This window comes from Vibrio sp. HB236076 (genome assembly GCF_040957575.1).
GTDB lineage: Bacteria > Pseudomonadota > Gammaproteobacteria > Enterobacterales > Vibrionaceae > Vibrio.
In genome coordinates this window covers 2,521,835-2,538,750 of record NZ_CP162601.1, presented here as the reverse complement: position 1 = coordinate 2,538,750, position 16,916 = coordinate 2,521,835, and the positions used below count along the sequence as shown (strand labels likewise).

Here is a 16,916-nt window from a genome sequence, read left to right as displayed (position 1 = left end):
TACAAGTAGATCCAACCAATAGAAGGATAGATCGCCATGTCTGATATGAAGCATGACGTAGATGCACTGGAAACCCAAGAGTGGTTAGAAGCTCTGGAATCAGTCGTACGTGAAGAAGGTGTAGAACGCGCTCAATACATTCTTGAAGAAGTATTAGAAAGAGCTCGTCTTGATGGTGTCGATATGCCAACGGGTATCACCACTAACTACATCAACACTATTCCTGCTGATCAGGAGCCTGCTTACCCAGGTGATACCACACTTGAACGTCGTATTCGTTCTATCATCCGATGGAACGCGATCATGATCGTTTTACGTGCCTCGAAAAAAGACTTGGAACTCGGTGGTCACATGGCCTCTTACCAGTCTTCAGCTGCATTCTACGAGACCTGCTTCAACCACTTCTTCCGTGCGCCAAACGAGAAAGATGGTGGTGATTTGGTTTATTACCAAGGTCATATTTCTCCTGGCGTTTATGCCCGTGCCTTCATCGAAGGTCGTTTGACTGAAGAGCAGCTTGATAACTTCCGTCAAGAAGTGGATGGCAAAGGTCTTCCTTCATACCCACACCCTAAATTGCTACCTGAATTCTGGCAATTCCCAACGGTTTCTATGGGTTTAGGTCCAATCGCTTCTATTTACCAAGCGCGTTTCCTGAAATACCTTGAAGGTCGCGGCTTAAAAGAAACCAATGAGCAACGCGTTTACGCTTTCCTTGGCGATGGCGAGATGGATGAACCAGAATCACGTGGTGCAATTTCTTTCGCCGCTCGTGAGAAGCTCGACAACCTGTGCTTCCTAATCAACTGTAACTTGCAGCGTCTCGATGGCCCTGTAATGGGTAACGGTAAAATCATCCAAGAGCTCGAAGGCTTGTTCAAAGGCGCTGGCTGGAACGTGGTTAAAGTTATCTGGGGCAACAACTGGGATTCGCTATTGGCGAAAGACACCACAGGTAAATTGTTGCAATTGATGAACGAAACCATCGATGGCGACTACCAAACCTTTAAATCTAAAGACGGTGCTTACGTACGTGAACACTTCTTTGGTAAATACCCAGAAACTGCAGCACTCGTTGCTGACATGACTGACGATGAAATCTTCGCGCTTAAGCGCGGTGGTCACGAGTCATCTAAACTGTACGCTGCGTTTAAAAATGCGCAAGACACCAAAGGTCGTCCAACGGTTATCCTAGCGAAAACGGTTAAAGGTTACGGCATGGGTGAAGCGGCAGAAGGCAAAAACATCGCTCACCAAGTGAAGAAAATGGACATGACTCACGTTCTTCACCTTCGCGATCGTCTAGGCCTACAAGATCTTGTTTCTGATGATGACATCAATAATCTGCCATACTTGAAGCTAGAAGAAGGCTCAAAAGAGTACGATTACCTTCACGCTCGTCGTCAAGCGCTACACGGTTACACACCACAGCGTCAACCAAACTTCAGTGGTGAATTCCAAGTGCCTGCACTAGAAGAGTTCAAACCGCTATTAGAAGAGCAAAAACGCGACATTTCTTCAACGATGGCTTATGTTCGTACCCTGAACATCCTGTTGAAGAACAAAGCGATCAAAGACAACATCGTGCCAATTATTGCCGATGAAGCGCGTACCTTTGGTATGGAAGGTCTATTCCGTCAAATCGGTATTTACAACCCGCACGGTCAGACTTACACCCCTGAAGACCGCGGCGTCGTGTCTTACTACAAAGAAGACACGTCTGGTCAAGTGCTTCAAGAAGGTATCAACGAGCTAGGTGCAATGTCATCTTGGGTGGCGGCAGCAACGTCTTACAGCACCAACAACTTGCCAATGATCCCGTTCTACATTTACTACTCTATGTTTGGTTTCCAACGCGTTGGTGACATGGCATGGATGGCGGGTGACCAACAAGCTCGTGGTTTCCTTTTAGGTGCGACTGCCGGTCGTACAACACTAAATGGTGAAGGTCTACAGCACGAAGATGGTCACAGCCATATTCAAGCGGGTACCATTCCAAACTGTATTTCATACGACCCAACCTTCGCTTACGAAGTGGCAGTTATCATCCAAGACGGTATTCGTCGTATGTATGGTGAGCAAGAGAACATCTTCTACTACTTGACGCTAATGAACGAAAACTATGCAATGCCAGCAATGCCAGAAGGCGCTGAAGAAGGCATCCGCAAAGGTATCTACAAGTTAGAAACACACGCGGGCAGCAAAGGTAAAGTTCAGTTGATGAGTTCAGGTACTATCATGAACGAAGTTCGCAAAGCGGCGACCATCCTTAGCGAAGACTACGGTGTTGCTTCTGACGTTTACTCAGTGACTTCATTTAATGAATTGACCCGTGACGGTCAAGATGTTGAGCGTTTCAACATGCTACACCCAGAAGCGGATGCAAAAGTACCTTATATCACTCAAGTGATGGGCAACGAACCTGCAATTGCTGCAACCGACTACATGAAAAACTACGCAGAACAAGTTCGTGCATTTGTTCCTGCAGAGTCTTACAAAGTGTTGGGTACTGATGGCTTTGGCCGTTCAGACAGCCGTGATAACTTGCGTCGTCACTTCGAAGTGAATGCGGGTTATGTGGTTGTTGCCGCACTCAGTGAACTTGCAAAACGCGGTGATGTTGAAAAGTCTGTGGTAGTAGAAGCTATCAAGAAGTTCGACATTGATGCAGATAAAACAAACCCACTATACGCTTAATTAAAGGTAGGAAAAGCAATGGCAATCGAAATTAATGTACCAGATATCGGTGCGGATGAGGTTGAAGTTACTGAGATTCTGGTAAGCGTTGGTGACACAGTAGAAGAAGAACAGTCACTAATCACAGTTGAAGGTGATAAAGCGTCAATGGAAGTGCCCGCCTCTCAAGGTGGTGTCGTAAAAGAAATTAAAATTTCTGAAGGCGATAAAGTCTCTACAGGCTCACTTATCATGATCTTTGAAGCGCAAGGTGCAGCAGCAGAAGCTGCACCGGCTCCAGCCGAAGCACCTGCAGCACCGGCACCTGCGAGTTCTGAAGCTAAAGAAGTTCACGTACCTGATATCGGTGGTGATGAAGTTGAAGTCACTGAAATCATGGTCGCGGTTGGCGATAGCGTGGAAGAAGAGCAGTCTTTGATCACCGTTGAAGGCGACAAAGCGTCAATGGAAGTACCAGCACCGTTTGCCGGTACCGTCAAAGAAATCAAAATTGTGTCTGGTGACAAAGTGTCTACCGGTTCATTGATCATGGTCTTTGAAGTGGCGGGTGAAGCTGGCGCGGCACCGGCTCCTGCAGCCGAAGCCCCAGCGGCAGCTCCTGCCGCCCCAGCGGGCGCTAAAGAGGTTAACGTCCCTGATATCGGTGGTGATGAAGTTGAAGTCACTGAAATCATGGTCGCGGTTGGCGATAGCGTGGAAGAAGAGCAATCTTTGATCACGGTTGAAGGCGACAAAGCGTCAATGGAAGTACCAGCACCGTTTGCCGGTACCGTAAAAGAGATCAAAATCGCTGAAGGCGACAAAGTGTCTACAGGCTCTTTGATCATGGTCTTTGAAGTTGCCGGTGCAGCACCTGCAGCGGCACCAGCAGCTTCTACACCAGCACCAGCAGCAGCGCCAGCGGCGAAAGCGGAAGCACCAAAAGCAGCAGCGCCTGCAGCGGGTGATTTCCAAGAAAACAACGAGTACGCTCATGCCTCACCTGTTGTTCGTCGCCTTGCACGTGAATTCGGTGTCAACCTTGCTAAAGTGAAAGGGACAGGCCGTAAGAATCGCATCGTTAAAGAAGACGTTCAAAACTACGTGAAAGAGGCGTTAAAACGTCTTGAATCAGGTGCTGGCGCGGCTGCATCTGGTAAAGGTGACGGCGCTGCACTTGGTCTACTACCGTGGCCAAAAGTCGACTTTAGCAAGTTTGGTGAAACAGAAGTTAAACCACTTTCTCGCATTAAGAAGATCTCTGGCGCGAACTTGCATCGCAACTGGGTGATGATCCCACACGTGACCCAATGGGATAACGCAGACATCACTGAGTTAGAAGCGTTCCGCAAAGAGCAAAACGCAATCGAAGCGAAGAAAGACTCAGGTATGAAGATCACGCCACTTGTTTTCATCATGAAAGCAGCGGCGAAAGCTCTAGAAGCATTCCCTTCATTCAATGCGTCACTTTCTGATGATGGCGAAAGCTTGATCTTGAAGAAATACGTCAACATCGGTATTGCTGTTGATACGCCAAATGGTCTTGTTGTGCCTGTCTTCAAAGACGTGAACAACAAAGGCATCTACGAGCTATCAAATGAGCTTAAAGCGGTGTCTAAGAAAGCGCGTGACGGTAAGTTAACCGCTTCTGACATGCAAGGTGGTTGTTTCACTATTTCAAGCCTAGGTGGTTTGGGTGGTACGGCATTCACTCCAATCGTCAATGCACCTGAAGTGGCTATCTTAGGTGTATCTAAGTCTGAAATGAAACCGGTTTGGAATGGTAAAGATTTCACTCCGCGTCTACAGCTTCCTCTATCACTGTCTTACGATCACCGCGTGATCGACGGTGCAGAAGGCGCTCGTTTCATTACTTACTTGAACGGTTGTCTAAGCGACCTTCGTCGTTTGGTACTGTAAGCGACTTTTAGGGGCGGCATTAGCCGCCCTTATCAGTCAAACGTATTGAATGATTTAACAGTAAATGAATTTTATTGTTGAATTGTTGGCTAGCTCACAGGCTGAGTGGAAGCGCTTTTCGAAGCGAAGACATGTGGTTAAACTGTTGACGTTTTGAAACAAAATTGTTTTTCTTTTAAACAGAAAATGCATCTCCTCTCCAATTTGCCTGTTATGGATAATGACTACAAGAGGTCAAAATGAGCAAAGAAATTAAAGCCCAAGTCGTGGTACTTGGTTCTGGTCCCGCTGGTTACTCTGCCGCTTTCCGCTGTGCAGACTTAGGTCTTGAAACCGTCATCGTTGAACGTTACAGCACTCTAGGTGGTGTATGTCTAAACGTAGGTTGTATTCCTTCAAAAGCCCTACTTCACGTCTCTAAAGTGATTGAAGAATCTAAAGCGATGGCTGAGCATGGGGTTGTTTTCGGCGAACCTCAAACTGACATCAACAAGATCCGCATTTGGAAAGAAAAAGTGGTTGGCCAGCTAACGGGTGGTCTTAACGGCATGGCTAAAATGCGTAAAGTGAATGTCGTGAATGGTTACGGTAAATTTACCGGCCCTAACACCATCGAAGTCGAAGGCGATGAAGGCAAAACGGTGGTTAACTTTGACAACGCGATTGTTGCAGCGGGCTCTCGTCCAATCAAATTGCCATTTATCCCACATGAAGACCCTCGTATTTGGGATTCAACAGACGCACTTGAACTCAAAGAAGTGCCTGAAAAACTGCTTATCATGGGCGGTGGTATTATCGGTCTAGAAATGGGGACGGTTTACCACTCTCTTGGTTCTAAAGTGGACGTGGTTGAAATGTTTGACCAGGTGATTCCTGCGGCAGATAAAGACATCGTTAAGATCTTTACCAAGCAGATCAAAGACAAGTTCAATCTGATGCTTGAAACCAAAGTGACCGCGGTTGAAGCCAAAGAAGACGGTATTTACGTTTCAATGGAAGGCAAAAAAGCACCGGCAGAAGCTGAGCGTTACGATGCGGTTCTTGTTGCCATTGGTCGTACGCCAAACGGTAAATTGCTTGAAGCAGAAAAAGCCGGCCTTGAAGTGGATGAGCGTGGTTTCATCAACGTAGACAAGCAAATGCGTACCAACGTACCTCATATCTTTGCCATCGGCGATATCGTTGGTCAGCCAATGTTGGCCCACAAAGGTGTGCATGAAGGCCATGTAGCGGCTGAAGTTATTGCCGGTAAGAAGCACTACTTCGACCCTAAAGTGATTCCTTCAATTGCATACACTGAGCCAGAAGTCGCTTGGGTTGGTAAGACAGAGAAAGAAGCGAAAGCTGAAGGGATCAACTACGAAGTTGCTACCTTCCCATGGGCGGCATCGGGTCGTGCAATCGCCTCTGATTGCTCTGAAGGTATGACTAAGCTTATCTTTGATAAAGACACTCACCGTGTGGTTGGTGGTGCTATCGTCGGTACAAATGGCGGTGAGCTACTGGGTGAAATTGGCTTGGCGATTGAAATGGGCTGTGATGCTGAAGATTTGGCATTGACTATTCACGCGCACCCAACCTTGCACGAATCAGTAGGCCTAGCGGCTGAAGTATTTGAAGGTACGATCACCGATTTGCCTAATGCTAAAGCGAAGAAGAAGAAATAATACTTTTCCGTTTTAGTTGAAAAAAGCTGCCAATTGGCAGCTTTTTTATTATCGTCATCTGATTTATGTCAATCGAACGTCATTGTCGGTTGTGCGAGCGGGTTAGCAATCTCAATAACCGCGTACCAATCACATGGAAAATAGCGGCTTAAATTGGTATTGAAAAAAGGTTTGCCTTATTTAAGCTTTCCCTATGCCACCCAGGCTAAACCGTTAATGAGACTGGCAGGCTTTCCTCAGATGAACCGCAGCATTGAAAAATAGCTTTTCAATAATTCTTTAATCTCTTTACTGCTGGCTGAGCGATTGGCTTGGACAAAAATAGAGTAGGACATCGCGAGAAAGAGATTAGATAAGTGCTCGGGTTTAAAGCTATTGTCGATTTCGCCTTTTTCAATCGCGTTGCTGAACATGTTCTGGATCAGCAACTGATTAGTGCGATTACTGCTAACGAACAAAGGCCACACCTCTTCACGGGTGGACGCACTCCATTCAAACCACACTTTCATCCAATAACAATCATGCTCAACATTGAGTACCATATTTTCAATGATATTGGTCATGTTGTCCTGGATAGGCTGCTCCATATCGATGTGATCGGTGAGAAAGTTCGACAGTTGGCGAACTACATGATTAAGCACTTCGTCGACCAAATCCTCACGAGTGGGGAAGTAGTTAAAGACTGTTGCAACGGAAACCTGAGCAACTTCTGCAATGTCTGCATGCCCTCCGCGACCAATACCACGACGAGCGAATACTTCTAAAGCAATTTCCATTAATTGTTGTTTGCGTTTGAGAGGGGAAAGCCGAGTTCGAGGTCTTTTTGTTATCGTTTCCATAATAAATTTCCTTGCCAAGTGAGTGGGGCTCAGTAATTTGTGATTATTATTATTACTGTCCATTATCAGTGTACTGGTGCATATGATGGTGGTCAACTACTCACAACAAATTAAGATTGATAATTGAATTAATATCGACAACTAAGAGGGGGTTTTTGTTCGTTTTGGAATCAAAATCTCAGTATTATCTCGGCAAAAAGAGAAATATTGGCCTTTTATCGTTGATTAATCGTGCTTATTTTTCACCAGTAAATTGACGTTAGTGTGGTTATGTCTGAGTCATCGCGATGGTACAATAGCGGTAAATTTTATCCCTAAGCCAATATTGAGTAAGTATGAAGCATACGGTAGAAGTCCTGATTTCTGAGCAAGAAGTCCAACAGCGCGTCCGAGAACTCGGACAGTCAATCAGCGAGCATTACCAGTCGAGCCAAGAATTAGTCCTCGTCGGCTTGTTGCGTGGGTCATTTGTTTTTATGGCGGATTTGTGTCGAGCCATTGATTTGGTCCATCAAGTCGATTTTATGACGGCATCGAGTTATGGCAATACCATGGAGAGCTCACGAGATGTTCGCATCCTAAAAGATCTGGACGACGACATTCAAGGCAAAGACGTTTTACTGGTTGAAGATATAATTGATACTGGTAATACACTGAGTAAAATCAAAGAAATGCTTGCTTTGCGAGAGCCTAACTCGATCAAAATTTGCACCTTGCTCAACAAGCCATCTCGTCGTGAGGTTGACGTTCCTGTTGATTGGATCGGTTTTGACATTCCCGATGAATTTGTCGTTGGGGTCGGTATTGATTACGCACAAAAATATCGCCACCTGCCTTACATTGGCAAAGTGGTACCAGAGTAATCTGTTTATCTAGCCAATAAACTGAAAAACAAGGCTTATTGGCTGGGTAATTCGGCATGTAAAATTTTGTTCATGGCACTTTGATAGACGTTATCTAACGATAGAGCATCAGAACAACGCAGCGATAAATCTTTTAAACGCCCATCGGCAATCCCGTAAATTACCCCGTGTAAGCTTATGCTTTGACCTCGTTGCCACGCATTTTGCAGCAGAGTGGAGTTGCCAAGATTGTACACTTGGGCGGCGACATTGAGCTCACAGAGCTTGTCCGCCCATTGCGGTTGAGGAAAGAGCGATAGGCTTTTTTTATGCGTTAAATAGACATCGCGTATGTGTAATAACCAGTTGTTAATCAAGCCTAAATTCGGGTTTTCTATCGCCGCGATGACCCCACCGCAGCCATAGTGACCACAGACGATGATGTGTTTGACCTTTAAAATATCGACGGCGTATTGCACGACGGACAAGCAATTGAGATCGGTGTGAATCACTTGGTTGGCGACATTTCTATGAACAAACAGTTCGCCAGCTTCGAGTCCGGTTAAACGTTCTGCCGGTACGCGACTGTCTGAACAACCAATCCAAAGGTAACTGGGCGATTGCCCCGCCTCTAAATGAGAAAAGTATTCCGGTTGCCCTGATTTCAGTGCCTCAGACCATTTGGAGTTGTTATCAAATAAGGTTTTAAGTTCGGGCATCGGTTATCCTGGTTACACGAAGGGGTAAATGTTGAGACTAGGTGAAGTCGACGCCTTAGTAAATGATTTTGATCGGGTGAGGGTAAAAAAGCCGTGGTGGGGGATGGGATTCCATCATGGGGTATTTCCTTATTGCCTCACCTTACTTCACTTTTTCGGCGCAAGCGACTGAGTCGCCATTTTTCAATCACGTAAGGTATGTGTCCAAGACAAAAAGAGTAATCACTCATGTATGCATTAGAAATAGAACAGCTGACAAAAACCTATTCAGGTGGTTTTCAAGCGTTAAAAGGCCTCTCTTTAACGGTAGAAAAAGGCGACTTTTACGCCTTATTAGGCCCGAATGGCGCAGGAAAATCGACCACCATTGGCATCATCTCTTCTTTGGTTAACAAAAGCTCAGGTCAAGTAAAAGTCTTTGGCTACGATATTGACAGCCATTTGGAGCAAGCCAAACAACACTTGGGGTTAGTGCCACAAGAGTTTAATTTTAATCCCTTTGAAACGGTGGAACAAATTGTCTTGCAACAAGCTGGTTATTACGGCGTTAAAAGGGACGTAGCCAAGCAGCGCGCTCAGCAGTACCTCACTCAGCTGGATTTGTGGCAAAAACGTCACGAGAGAGCGCGTAACTTGTCTGGGGGGATGAAGCGCCGCCTTATGATAGCAAGAGCCTTAATGCACAACCCCAAGTTACTTATCTTAGATGAGCCAACCGCTGGTGTTGACATAGAGCTGCGCCGCTCTATGTGGCGATTTTTAAAGAAGATTAACCAAGAGCAGCAAATTACGATCATCTTGACCACACACTACCTTGAAGAAGCTGAGATGCTGTGTCGCAATATTGGTATTATTCAGGCCGGTCAATTGATCGAAAATACCAGTATGAAAGCGCTATTGAACAAGCTTGATGTTGAAACCTTTATCCTTGACGTCGATGATATCGAGGCATTACCGCGATTAACTGGGGTTAAGGAGCAGGTGATCGTCAATGGCTCATTGGAAATTGAACTGGAAAAAAGCCAAGGGTTAAATACTATCTTTGAACAGTTATCACAACACAATATCAAAGTGCTTTCGATGAGAAATAAAGCAAATCGCCTCGAAGAGCTCTTTGTTGCTATCGTTAATCAGAACGGTTAAGAGGAAGTATGTATCACATTTATTGGACTGCTTTTTGCAGTTTATTACTAAAAGAAATCAATCGCTTTACTCGTATCTGGGTACAAACGATTGTTCCGCCAGCAATTACGATGACTTTGTACTTTGTTATCTTTGGTCAATTGATCGGTCAGCGCATTGGAGAGATGCACGGCGTGAGTTACATGGCGTATATTGTCCCTGGCCTTATCATGATGTCCGTCATTACTAACTCGTACTCAAATGTGGCTTCTTCTTTTTTTAGCGCCAAATTTCAAAAGCACATCGAGGAGTTATTGGTCGCCCCCGTTCCGAACTACGTTATTATTTGGGGGTACGTCATGGGGGGCGTGACGCGAGGTTTGTTGGTCGGCACTTTAGTGACCGCGGTGTCTTTGCTCTTTGTTGACTTACAGGTCCATCATTGGTGGGTCATTGTGATCACGGTATTGTTGACCTCAATCGTGTTTGCGCTAGGCGGTTTGATCAATGCGGTGTTCGCCACCACCTTTGATGACATCTCAATCGTTCCCACTTTTGTGCTTACACCATTGACTTATTTAGGCGGTGTTTTTTATTCGTTGAGTTTGCTGCCTGAGTTTTGGCAAGGTGTGTCGAAAATCAACCCGATTGTTTATATGGTTAACGCGTTTCGCTACGGGTTCCTGGGCATCTCTGATGTGCCAATCGCCACGTCGTTTATGGTGTTAATAGGATTTGTGGTTGCCCTATACGCCTTAGCTCACTATTTGATCACCCGTGGTATTGGGTTAAGGCATTAATCGTCAATCAACACCATCTCGAGCAAATCGCGATCAATGGTAGAGCGGTAAAAGCCTTGCTATTAAGGCCGCTCTTGTTCTTGTAACAATAGGGGCGAGAGTGGTTGTTCGTTCCAACGCGTTAGCGAGTGTTTACCGGTAAGGGATGGCGGTGATTGAATAAGGTACGTTTTAAAGTTGAATAATAAAAAGGTCGCTGTTAAGCGACCTTTTTCTTTGCACAAAATTAAGCTTGAGAAGCCGTTTCACTTTCTGGCTCTTGCCCGCTGGTTTGCTCGTCACGAGATTCTTGAGTAAAGTCCACGACAAGGTTGTCGATGAGGCGAACTTGACCGAGAAAAGCCGACATTAAAATCACAATCTGTTGAGTGTGCTGATTGATATCTTGTAAAGTGCGTGCATCGCGGATAAAAATTTGATCTGGTTCGAGATCGGCGGCTCTTAGTTGATCATTGGCGTCTTCGATAATCGAGTCGTAATCATGGCGACCGCCGCGAATGGCACTGCTCATCCAGCGCATAGTGCGTGCGAGTACTGGCGCACGTTGACGCTCATCAATCGTCAGTAGATTATTGCGAGAACTCATCGCCAGGCCATCGAGTTCACGCGTCGTCGGGACACCGACAATGTCGACGTTTAACGCCAAATCGCTAACGAGTTTGCGCACAATGGCCAACTGTTGGAAATCTTTTTCACCAAAACACGCCAGATCCGGCTGAATGATATTGAGCAATTTAGTCACTACGGTCGTCACGCCGCGAAAATGGCCAGGGCGAGCATTGCCTTCTAAAATAGCCGACAGTACCGGAACATCGACCAAAGTGTGTGACTCTGGCTGTTCTGGGTACATGGTCTCTACTTCTGGAATGAAGACGGCATCTACGCCTGCTTCCATCAATTTACTCAAGTCAGCTTCTAGGGTTCTTGGGTAGTTTTCTAAGTCGTCTGCGCGATCAAATTGCAGCGGGTTGACAAAGATACTGACGACGACAATATCGGCAAGTTCTTGCGCTTTTTTGACTAAAGTAAGGTGACCATCGTGTAAATTGCCCATCGTGGGTACAAAACCAATACGTCGTCCATCGCGTCGCGCTTGTTGAATAAATTCACGAGCTTCTGAAATTTCAGCAAAAGTTTGCATTGCAATGACCTCTAAGCAATTGTGTGGGCGTCATCAGGAAACGCGCCATTACGCACATCTTCGATATACTGTGCAGCGGCTTGATGAATACTGCCTGTTTCTGCTAAAAAGTTTTTCGAAAATTTGGGTATATAGTTGGCGGAGATGCCGAATATATCATGCATGACCAACATTTGACCATCGGTCTTATTACCCGCACCGATACCGATCACAGGAATGTCAAGTAACTGGGTGATCCGCTCAGCTAATTCACTTGGCACGCACTCAAGCAATACGATTTGTGCGCCTGCTTGTTGTAAAATCAGTGCGTCTTTGACCATTTTATCCGCTTTGTCTTGTTCACGGCCTTGAACTTTATACCCGCCTAAGATATTAACAGATTGAGGCGTTAAGCCTAGGTGTGCACAGACTGGAACCGCGCGTTCTGTCAGCATACTAATGGTTTCAGCCAGCCACTCTCCGCCTTCTAATTTTACCATGTTGGCCCCTGCTTGCATTAACTTAGCGGCATTTTCGCACGCTTGTAATGGGGAGGCGTAGCTCATAAATGGCATATCTGCGAGCAGTAAACTGTTGGGGCTACCGGCTCTGACGCTGCGGGTGTGGTAGCAAATATCGTCAACCGTGACGGGCAAAGTGTCTGATTGGCCTTGTAGAACCATGCCAAGGGAGTCTCCGACGAGTAATACCGGCATTTCCTGGCTTTCGAACACTTGAGCAAAGCTGGCGTCATAGGCGGTGACACAAGCAAATTTGTGACCTTCTTTTTTCCAAAGATTAAGGTCATTAATGGTAACTTTTTTCATTGTTTTTCCTTACTCGTTTGGCAGGCTTTGCCAAATACTAAGCCCGTTTAATGGCGTGTTAGCCAGCAACTCAGAGAGCTTAGTCCCATCGGGGAGCGTTAAATCGGGAGTGATCTCAGCCAGAGGGTAGACAACGAATTCTCTGACTTTCATTCCGTAATGTGGGATGGTTAGTCTAGGGTGTTCGATGGTCTCTTGGCCATAGAGCAAGATATCTAAATCGAGCGTTCTTGCTCCCCAACGTTGTTCTTTTCTTACCCGGCCGTGCTCGAGCTCGATACGCTGGGTGTGCTCTAGCAGTTCAAGGGGTGTTAAGTGGGTGTACAACTTGGCCACCGCATTGATGTAATCCGGTTGATCTTGAGGGCCCATCGGCGTACTTGAGTACAGCGATGACACTTGCTCCCATTGGCTATCGGGGAGCTGTTTTAGCGCTTCGATGGCCTGTTGGGCTTGCTGTACTGGGTTGTCTAAGTTACTGCCGATGGCAATGTATACCGTTTTCATCATGCTTTGGGTTTCTTTTTACTGGTATTGCGACGGCGGCGGCGCGGCTTGCTGCTACCTGGCTCGTTGATGTCGTTAACCATGGCTTGGCGCATATTGCGACCCGCTTGTTGGAAGGTATCCCACCACTTGGCCAATTCTTGTGTTTCACCGCCTTCGATCTCGCCGCGCATTTCCAAAAAGTCAAAACCGGCTCTGAATTTATTGAGCTCGAGCAAGCGAAAAGCGCGTTTACCGCTGCGGCGCATCAAGCGCATTTGCAATACCCAAATATCGCGAATGGTCGTGGTATGACGGCGCGGAATAGCAATGGTTTTTACTTGTGCATCTAAAATGACATTGCTCGCTTCCATCATGGCGTCGTAGGCATTGAGGTTTAACTCTTTTTCTAGCTTGTTCGAAAGAGATATCAATGGGTACCACAGCATTGCGGCAAACATGAAAGCAGGGTTGATGCGTTTGCCCTCGAGAATACGTTGGTCCGTTGAATCGAGTACGATATCGAGCATTTGCTCTGTCGCCGAGTCGTATTGCTCGGTAAAGTGCTCAGCAATAACGGGAAACATCTGTTGAAACAAACCGTATTCACGCAGCAGATGGTAGGTCTCTAGCCCTTGTCCTGATTGCAATAACTTTAATGATTCTTCGTACATACGCGCTGCGGGAATGTCTTTGAGTAGCCCGGCAAGCTCTTCAATCGGCGCGGCGGTTTCTTCTTCGATATCAAAGTCGAGTTTCACCGCAAAGCGAATGGCTCGCAGCATACGCACTGGATCTTCTCGGTAGCGTTTATCGGGGTCACCGATGAGGCGAATCAGGCGCTCTTCTAAGTCTTCAACACCTCGAGCGTAGTCGTGGATCGAATAATCAGCGATGCTGTAGTAAAGCGAGTTAACCGTAAAGTCGCGTCGTTCCGCATCTTCGTCTATAGTGCCGTATACGTTATCTCTTAACAGCATACCCTCTTTGGATTGCAAAGACGTTTTATCATTCGATTGATCGTGATGACCGCGAAATGTCGCGACTTCAATGATATCGCGGCCAAACATAATATGGGCAAGACGAAAGCGACGACCAATAAGACGGCAATTGCGAAACAACTGTTTGATTTGCTCCGGTGTTGCATTGGTGGCGATATCAAAATCTTTTGGCGTTAAGCCAAGCAGTAAATCGCGGACACCGCCGCCAACGAGAAAGGCATCAAAGCCTGCACTATGAAGGCGATACAGGACTTTGAGTGCATTTTCACTGATTTGTTTACGCGAGATATTGTGTTCTTCGCGAGTGAACACGTTCAATGAGAGCTCCGGGCGTTGGAGGTGTTCGTCTGTGATGTTATCGTTTGTATTCATGTGCATTATTGGCAATGGTTTCTCAACCTAGCGTTATTGAATTTGCTGCGCCAAAGCGCAATTTGCGGCTAATCATAGCTCAACCGAAGGCATTTGAGAATGTTGCGGAATACTTAATTGGTTAGGTAGTTGATTTAAAGTCCAATTTTCGACACCCCAATGCAGTATTTCTGCCAGTTTTGCCTCTTTTAAGTTGGCTTCGAGCTTAAACCCCAAAAAGTTCATGGCGGCGAGCAATGTGCGTCTGGGGTGTTTTTCATCTAATGCCGGGGCGTGGTTTTGCTTGGATAATTTTAACCCTTGCGCTGTCGTTGCCAAAGGCAAGTGCAGATAAGACACCGGCGTTTTCTTTAATTGGTGGTATAAGCTGATTTGGCGTCCCGTCGGTTCAATCAAATCTGCGCCGCGCACCACTTCGGTAATACCTTGCTCAATGTCATCAATGACGACAGCAAGGTTATAAGCAAACAGCCCATCTTTTCTTTTAATGATGAAGTCTTCTCGGGCTAGGGCATCTGGAATGGTCAGTACCCCGTGTTTTCGGTCGTGAAATTGGTAAATGGGGCTGCGGGGTTGTAATCGGATTGCCCCGGTTGACCACTGTTTTTTTCGGCAACGGCCTTGATAAAAGCCACCGCTTTGTTGAACTTCTTTGCGAGTGCATTGACAGTAATAGGCTTGGCCTTGCGATAGCCAATGATCAATCTGCGCTTGGTATAAGTCATGGCGATGGCTCTGATAAACGACTTCTCCGTCCCAGTGTAACTGGTAGCGTTCAAGGGTTCTTAGGATCTGGTCGGCGGCGCCTGCCATTTCTCGTGGTGGATCGAGATCCTCAATGCGTACTCGCCACAAACCGCCTTGAGATTTCGCTTGGAAGTAACTGCCCAATGCGGCGATTAACGAGCCAAAATGCAACGGGCCAGAAGGGGATGGGGCGAAACGACCTATGTATCTCATACTGCTCTTTTGTTTCATCCTGTCAGATCAATCGAGTTACTATAAAACCAAATGCCTTCGAGAAAAAGGCGAACAGGTTTAAAAATCTTCTCGTTAAAGAAAAACCAGATAATTTACAAGGGAAGCGTATTCGTGACGATGAGTCTTTTTTCGATAGGAAGGCTCACGGCGTTAGAAAAAGAGTAACGCGGCGTTGCGTCGCCATGAGCAACGACAAAAGGGAGCATGAGCTCCCTTTATTCTAGCGCTCGATAAGGCTTTAGCCTTGCATTTGGCGTTCTTTGATTTCTGCGAGTGTTTTACAATCAATACACAAATCGGCTGTTGGGCGAGCTTCTAAACGGCGAATGCCGATCTCAACCCCACAAGATTCACAAAAACCGAAATCATCATCTTTGATTTTATCCATGGTTTTTTCGATTTTTTTGATCAAGCGACGTTCGCGATCTCGGTTGCGCAGTTCAAGACTGAACTCTTCTTCTTGAGATGCGCGATCAACCGGATCGGGGAAATTGGCTGCTTCGTCTTGCATGTGGTGTACAGTGCGATTGACCTCTTCCCTGAGTTGATTGCGCCATGCAGTCAAGATTTTAGTAAAGTGTTCCATCTGCTCTGGCGACATGTATTCTTCGCCAGCTTTTTCTTGGTATGGTTCAACACCGGCAATAGCTAGAATGCCTAGCGTTTTTTTCTTTGAGTCTGGCATACTGCATCTCCTACTTACACCTTGTTAACTGCTTTGCAGCTAATTTAAGGCGGGTATCTATATCAGAAAGAAGCGTGGGTGGCAACGACTGAATCAGATACTTCACTGAATATGATGGCAAGGTCAATATTTATGATGATTTTGCCAAGAAATGGGTGTCGTAAGGCTGATTTCAGAAGGGGTGATTTGTGCTTGATAACACAAGACCTCAACACCGGCTTCTTCCGCTTGTTTTAATAGTAATGAATAATCGCGGTCTATATGGTGGGCAACCGTGACTTTTTCAATCCCTGTATGTAAAACAGCGAAAAAAAGTACCGCTCGATAGCCCGCTTGTTTCATGGCGATCAACTCTCGCAGGTGTTTTTGTCCGCGGGCGGTGACGGCATCGGGAAAGGCACCGAGTTTATCTTGTTGGTCGAGCAATAACGTCACACTTTTTACTTCGATGTAGCAATCGGGTTGATTTGGATCGCTGAGCAAAATATCAATGCGACTCTTTTCGTGTCCGTAAGTGACTTCGGTGTGTAATTGCTGGTATCCAATGAGCTCTTTAATGCGCTGTTGGTTAATGGCGTCGACAACTAAAGGGTTCGCTTTCGCGGTATTGACGACAATGAAATCGCCTTGTTGAGTCTGGGTGATTTCCCAACTGTTGGGGTATTTGCGTTTTGGGTTGGTCGATGTTGAATACCACAGGGTATCTCCTGGGGTCGCACAGCCGGTCATAGCGCCCGTGTTAGCGCAGTGAATTGTGCGAATTTCCCCATTGTCTAATTCGATGTCGGCGAGAAAGCGTTTATAGCGACGCAGTAACTTGGCCGATTCTAGTGCCGGTTCGAACTTCATAATTTACTGT

The 16,916-nt window shown here is 46.2% G+C and carries 15 protein-coding genes; 6 read left to right on the top strand and 9 right to left on the bottom strand.

All coding sequences use genetic code 11. The features are described 5' to 3' along the window. The first annotated feature begins 36 nt into the window (after positions 1-36). The 3 genes from aceE (at position 37) to lpdA (ending at position 6,263) form a co-directional block, all read left to right on the top strand. Positions 37-2,697: a pyruvate dehydrogenase (acetyl-transferring), homodimeric type gene (gene aceE / locus AB0763_RS11075; protein ID WP_306100627.1), complete on the top strand. Its 2,661-nt coding sequence runs from the start codon at positions 37-39 to the stop codon at positions 2,695-2,697. Positions 2,698-2,715: 18 nt separating this feature from the next. Then, positions 2,716-4,596 carry a pyruvate dehydrogenase complex dihydrolipoyllysine-residue acetyltransferase gene (gene aceF / locus AB0763_RS11070; protein ID WP_306100628.1) on the top strand — a complete coding sequence of 627 codons (1,881 nt, stop codon included), beginning with the start codon at positions 2,716-2,718 and terminating at the stop codon, positions 4,594-4,596. A 239-nt stretch (positions 4,597-4,835) separates the two neighbouring features. Further along, entirely contained in the window at positions 4,836-6,263 is a 1,428-nt protein-coding gene (lpdA, locus tag AB0763_RS11065; RefSeq protein WP_306100629.1) for a dihydrolipoyl dehydrogenase, read from the top strand. A 236-nt stretch (positions 6,264-6,499) separates the two neighbouring features. Here lpdA and AB0763_RS11060 read toward each other — a convergent pair whose 3' ends face one another. Then, positions 6,500-7,102, bottom strand: coding sequence for a TetR/AcrR family transcriptional regulator (locus AB0763_RS11060; RefSeq protein WP_306100630.1), 603 nt, complete (start codon positions 7,100-7,102; stop codon positions 6,500-6,502). A gap of 335 nt (positions 7,103-7,437) precedes the next feature. On the opposite strand from AB0763_RS11060, the gene hpt reads away from it, so the two are divergent. Continuing rightward, entirely contained in the window at positions 7,438-7,965 is a 528-nt protein-coding gene (gene hpt / locus AB0763_RS11055) for a hypoxanthine phosphoribosyltransferase (protein WP_306100631.1), read from the top strand. 35 nt (positions 7,966-8,000) lie between these two features. On the opposite strand, the gene can is transcribed toward hpt, so the two are convergent. Continuing rightward, positions 8,001-8,663, bottom strand: coding sequence for a carbonate dehydratase (gene can / locus AB0763_RS11050; RefSeq protein WP_306100632.1), 663 nt, complete (start codon positions 8,661-8,663; stop codon positions 8,001-8,003). Between the two features lie 228 nt (positions 8,664-8,891). Here can and AB0763_RS11045 point away from each other — a divergent pair, with 228 nt between their 5' ends. Beyond that, the gene (locus AB0763_RS11045) at positions 8,892-9,806 is read left to right on the top strand and encodes an ABC transporter ATP-binding protein (protein WP_306100633.1); all 915 of its coding nucleotides are present in this window, start codon (positions 8,892-8,894) and stop codon (positions 9,804-9,806) included. A gap of 8 nt (positions 9,807-9,814) precedes the next feature. Next, entirely contained in the window at positions 9,815-10,585 is a 771-nt protein-coding gene (locus AB0763_RS11040) for an ABC transporter permease (protein ID WP_306100634.1), read from the top strand. Positions 10,586-10,811: 226 nt separating this feature from the next. On the opposite strand, the gene panC is transcribed toward AB0763_RS11040, so the two are convergent. The 7 genes from panC to sfsA form a co-directional block, all read right to left on the bottom strand. Then, positions 10,812-11,726: a pantoate--beta-alanine ligase gene (gene panC / locus AB0763_RS11035; RefSeq protein ID WP_306100636.1), complete on the bottom strand. Its 915-nt coding sequence runs from the start codon at positions 11,724-11,726 to the stop codon at positions 10,812-10,814. 11 nt (positions 11,727-11,737) lie between these two features. Next, positions 11,738-12,532: a 3-methyl-2-oxobutanoate hydroxymethyltransferase gene (gene panB / locus AB0763_RS11030; RefSeq protein ID WP_306100637.1), complete on the bottom strand. Its 795-nt coding sequence runs from the start codon at positions 12,530-12,532 to the stop codon at positions 11,738-11,740. 9 nt (positions 12,533-12,541) lie between these two features. Beyond that, complete coding sequence (gene folK / locus AB0763_RS11025; protein WP_306100845.1) at positions 12,542-13,039, bottom strand: 2-amino-4-hydroxy-6-hydroxymethyldihydropteridine diphosphokinase; 498 nt, start codon at positions 13,037-13,039, stop codon at positions 12,542-12,544. Further along, positions 13,039-14,397, bottom strand: coding sequence for a polynucleotide adenylyltransferase PcnB (gene pcnB, locus AB0763_RS11020; RefSeq protein WP_306100638.1), 1,359 nt, complete (start codon positions 14,395-14,397; stop codon positions 13,039-13,041). The genes folK and pcnB overlap by 1 nt, the downstream gene beginning before the upstream one ends. A gap of 66 nt (positions 14,398-14,463) precedes the next feature. After that, positions 14,464-15,351 (bottom strand): tRNA glutamyl-Q(34) synthetase GluQRS, encoded by an 888-nt coding sequence (gene gluQRS / locus AB0763_RS11015; RefSeq protein ID WP_306100639.1) that lies wholly within the window; start codon positions 15,349-15,351, stop codon positions 14,464-14,466. Positions 15,352-15,610: 259 nt separating this feature from the next. Further along, a complete protein-coding gene (gene dksA / locus AB0763_RS11010; RefSeq protein WP_306100640.1) occupies positions 15,611-16,057 on the bottom strand; it encodes an RNA polymerase-binding protein DksA in 447 nt (148 codons plus the stop codon). A gap of 123 nt (positions 16,058-16,180) precedes the next feature. Beyond that, complete coding sequence (gene sfsA, locus AB0763_RS11005) at positions 16,181-16,906, bottom strand: DNA/RNA nuclease SfsA (RefSeq protein WP_306100641.1); 726 nt, start codon at positions 16,904-16,906, stop codon at positions 16,181-16,183. Positions 16,907-16,916 lie beyond the last annotated feature (10 nt).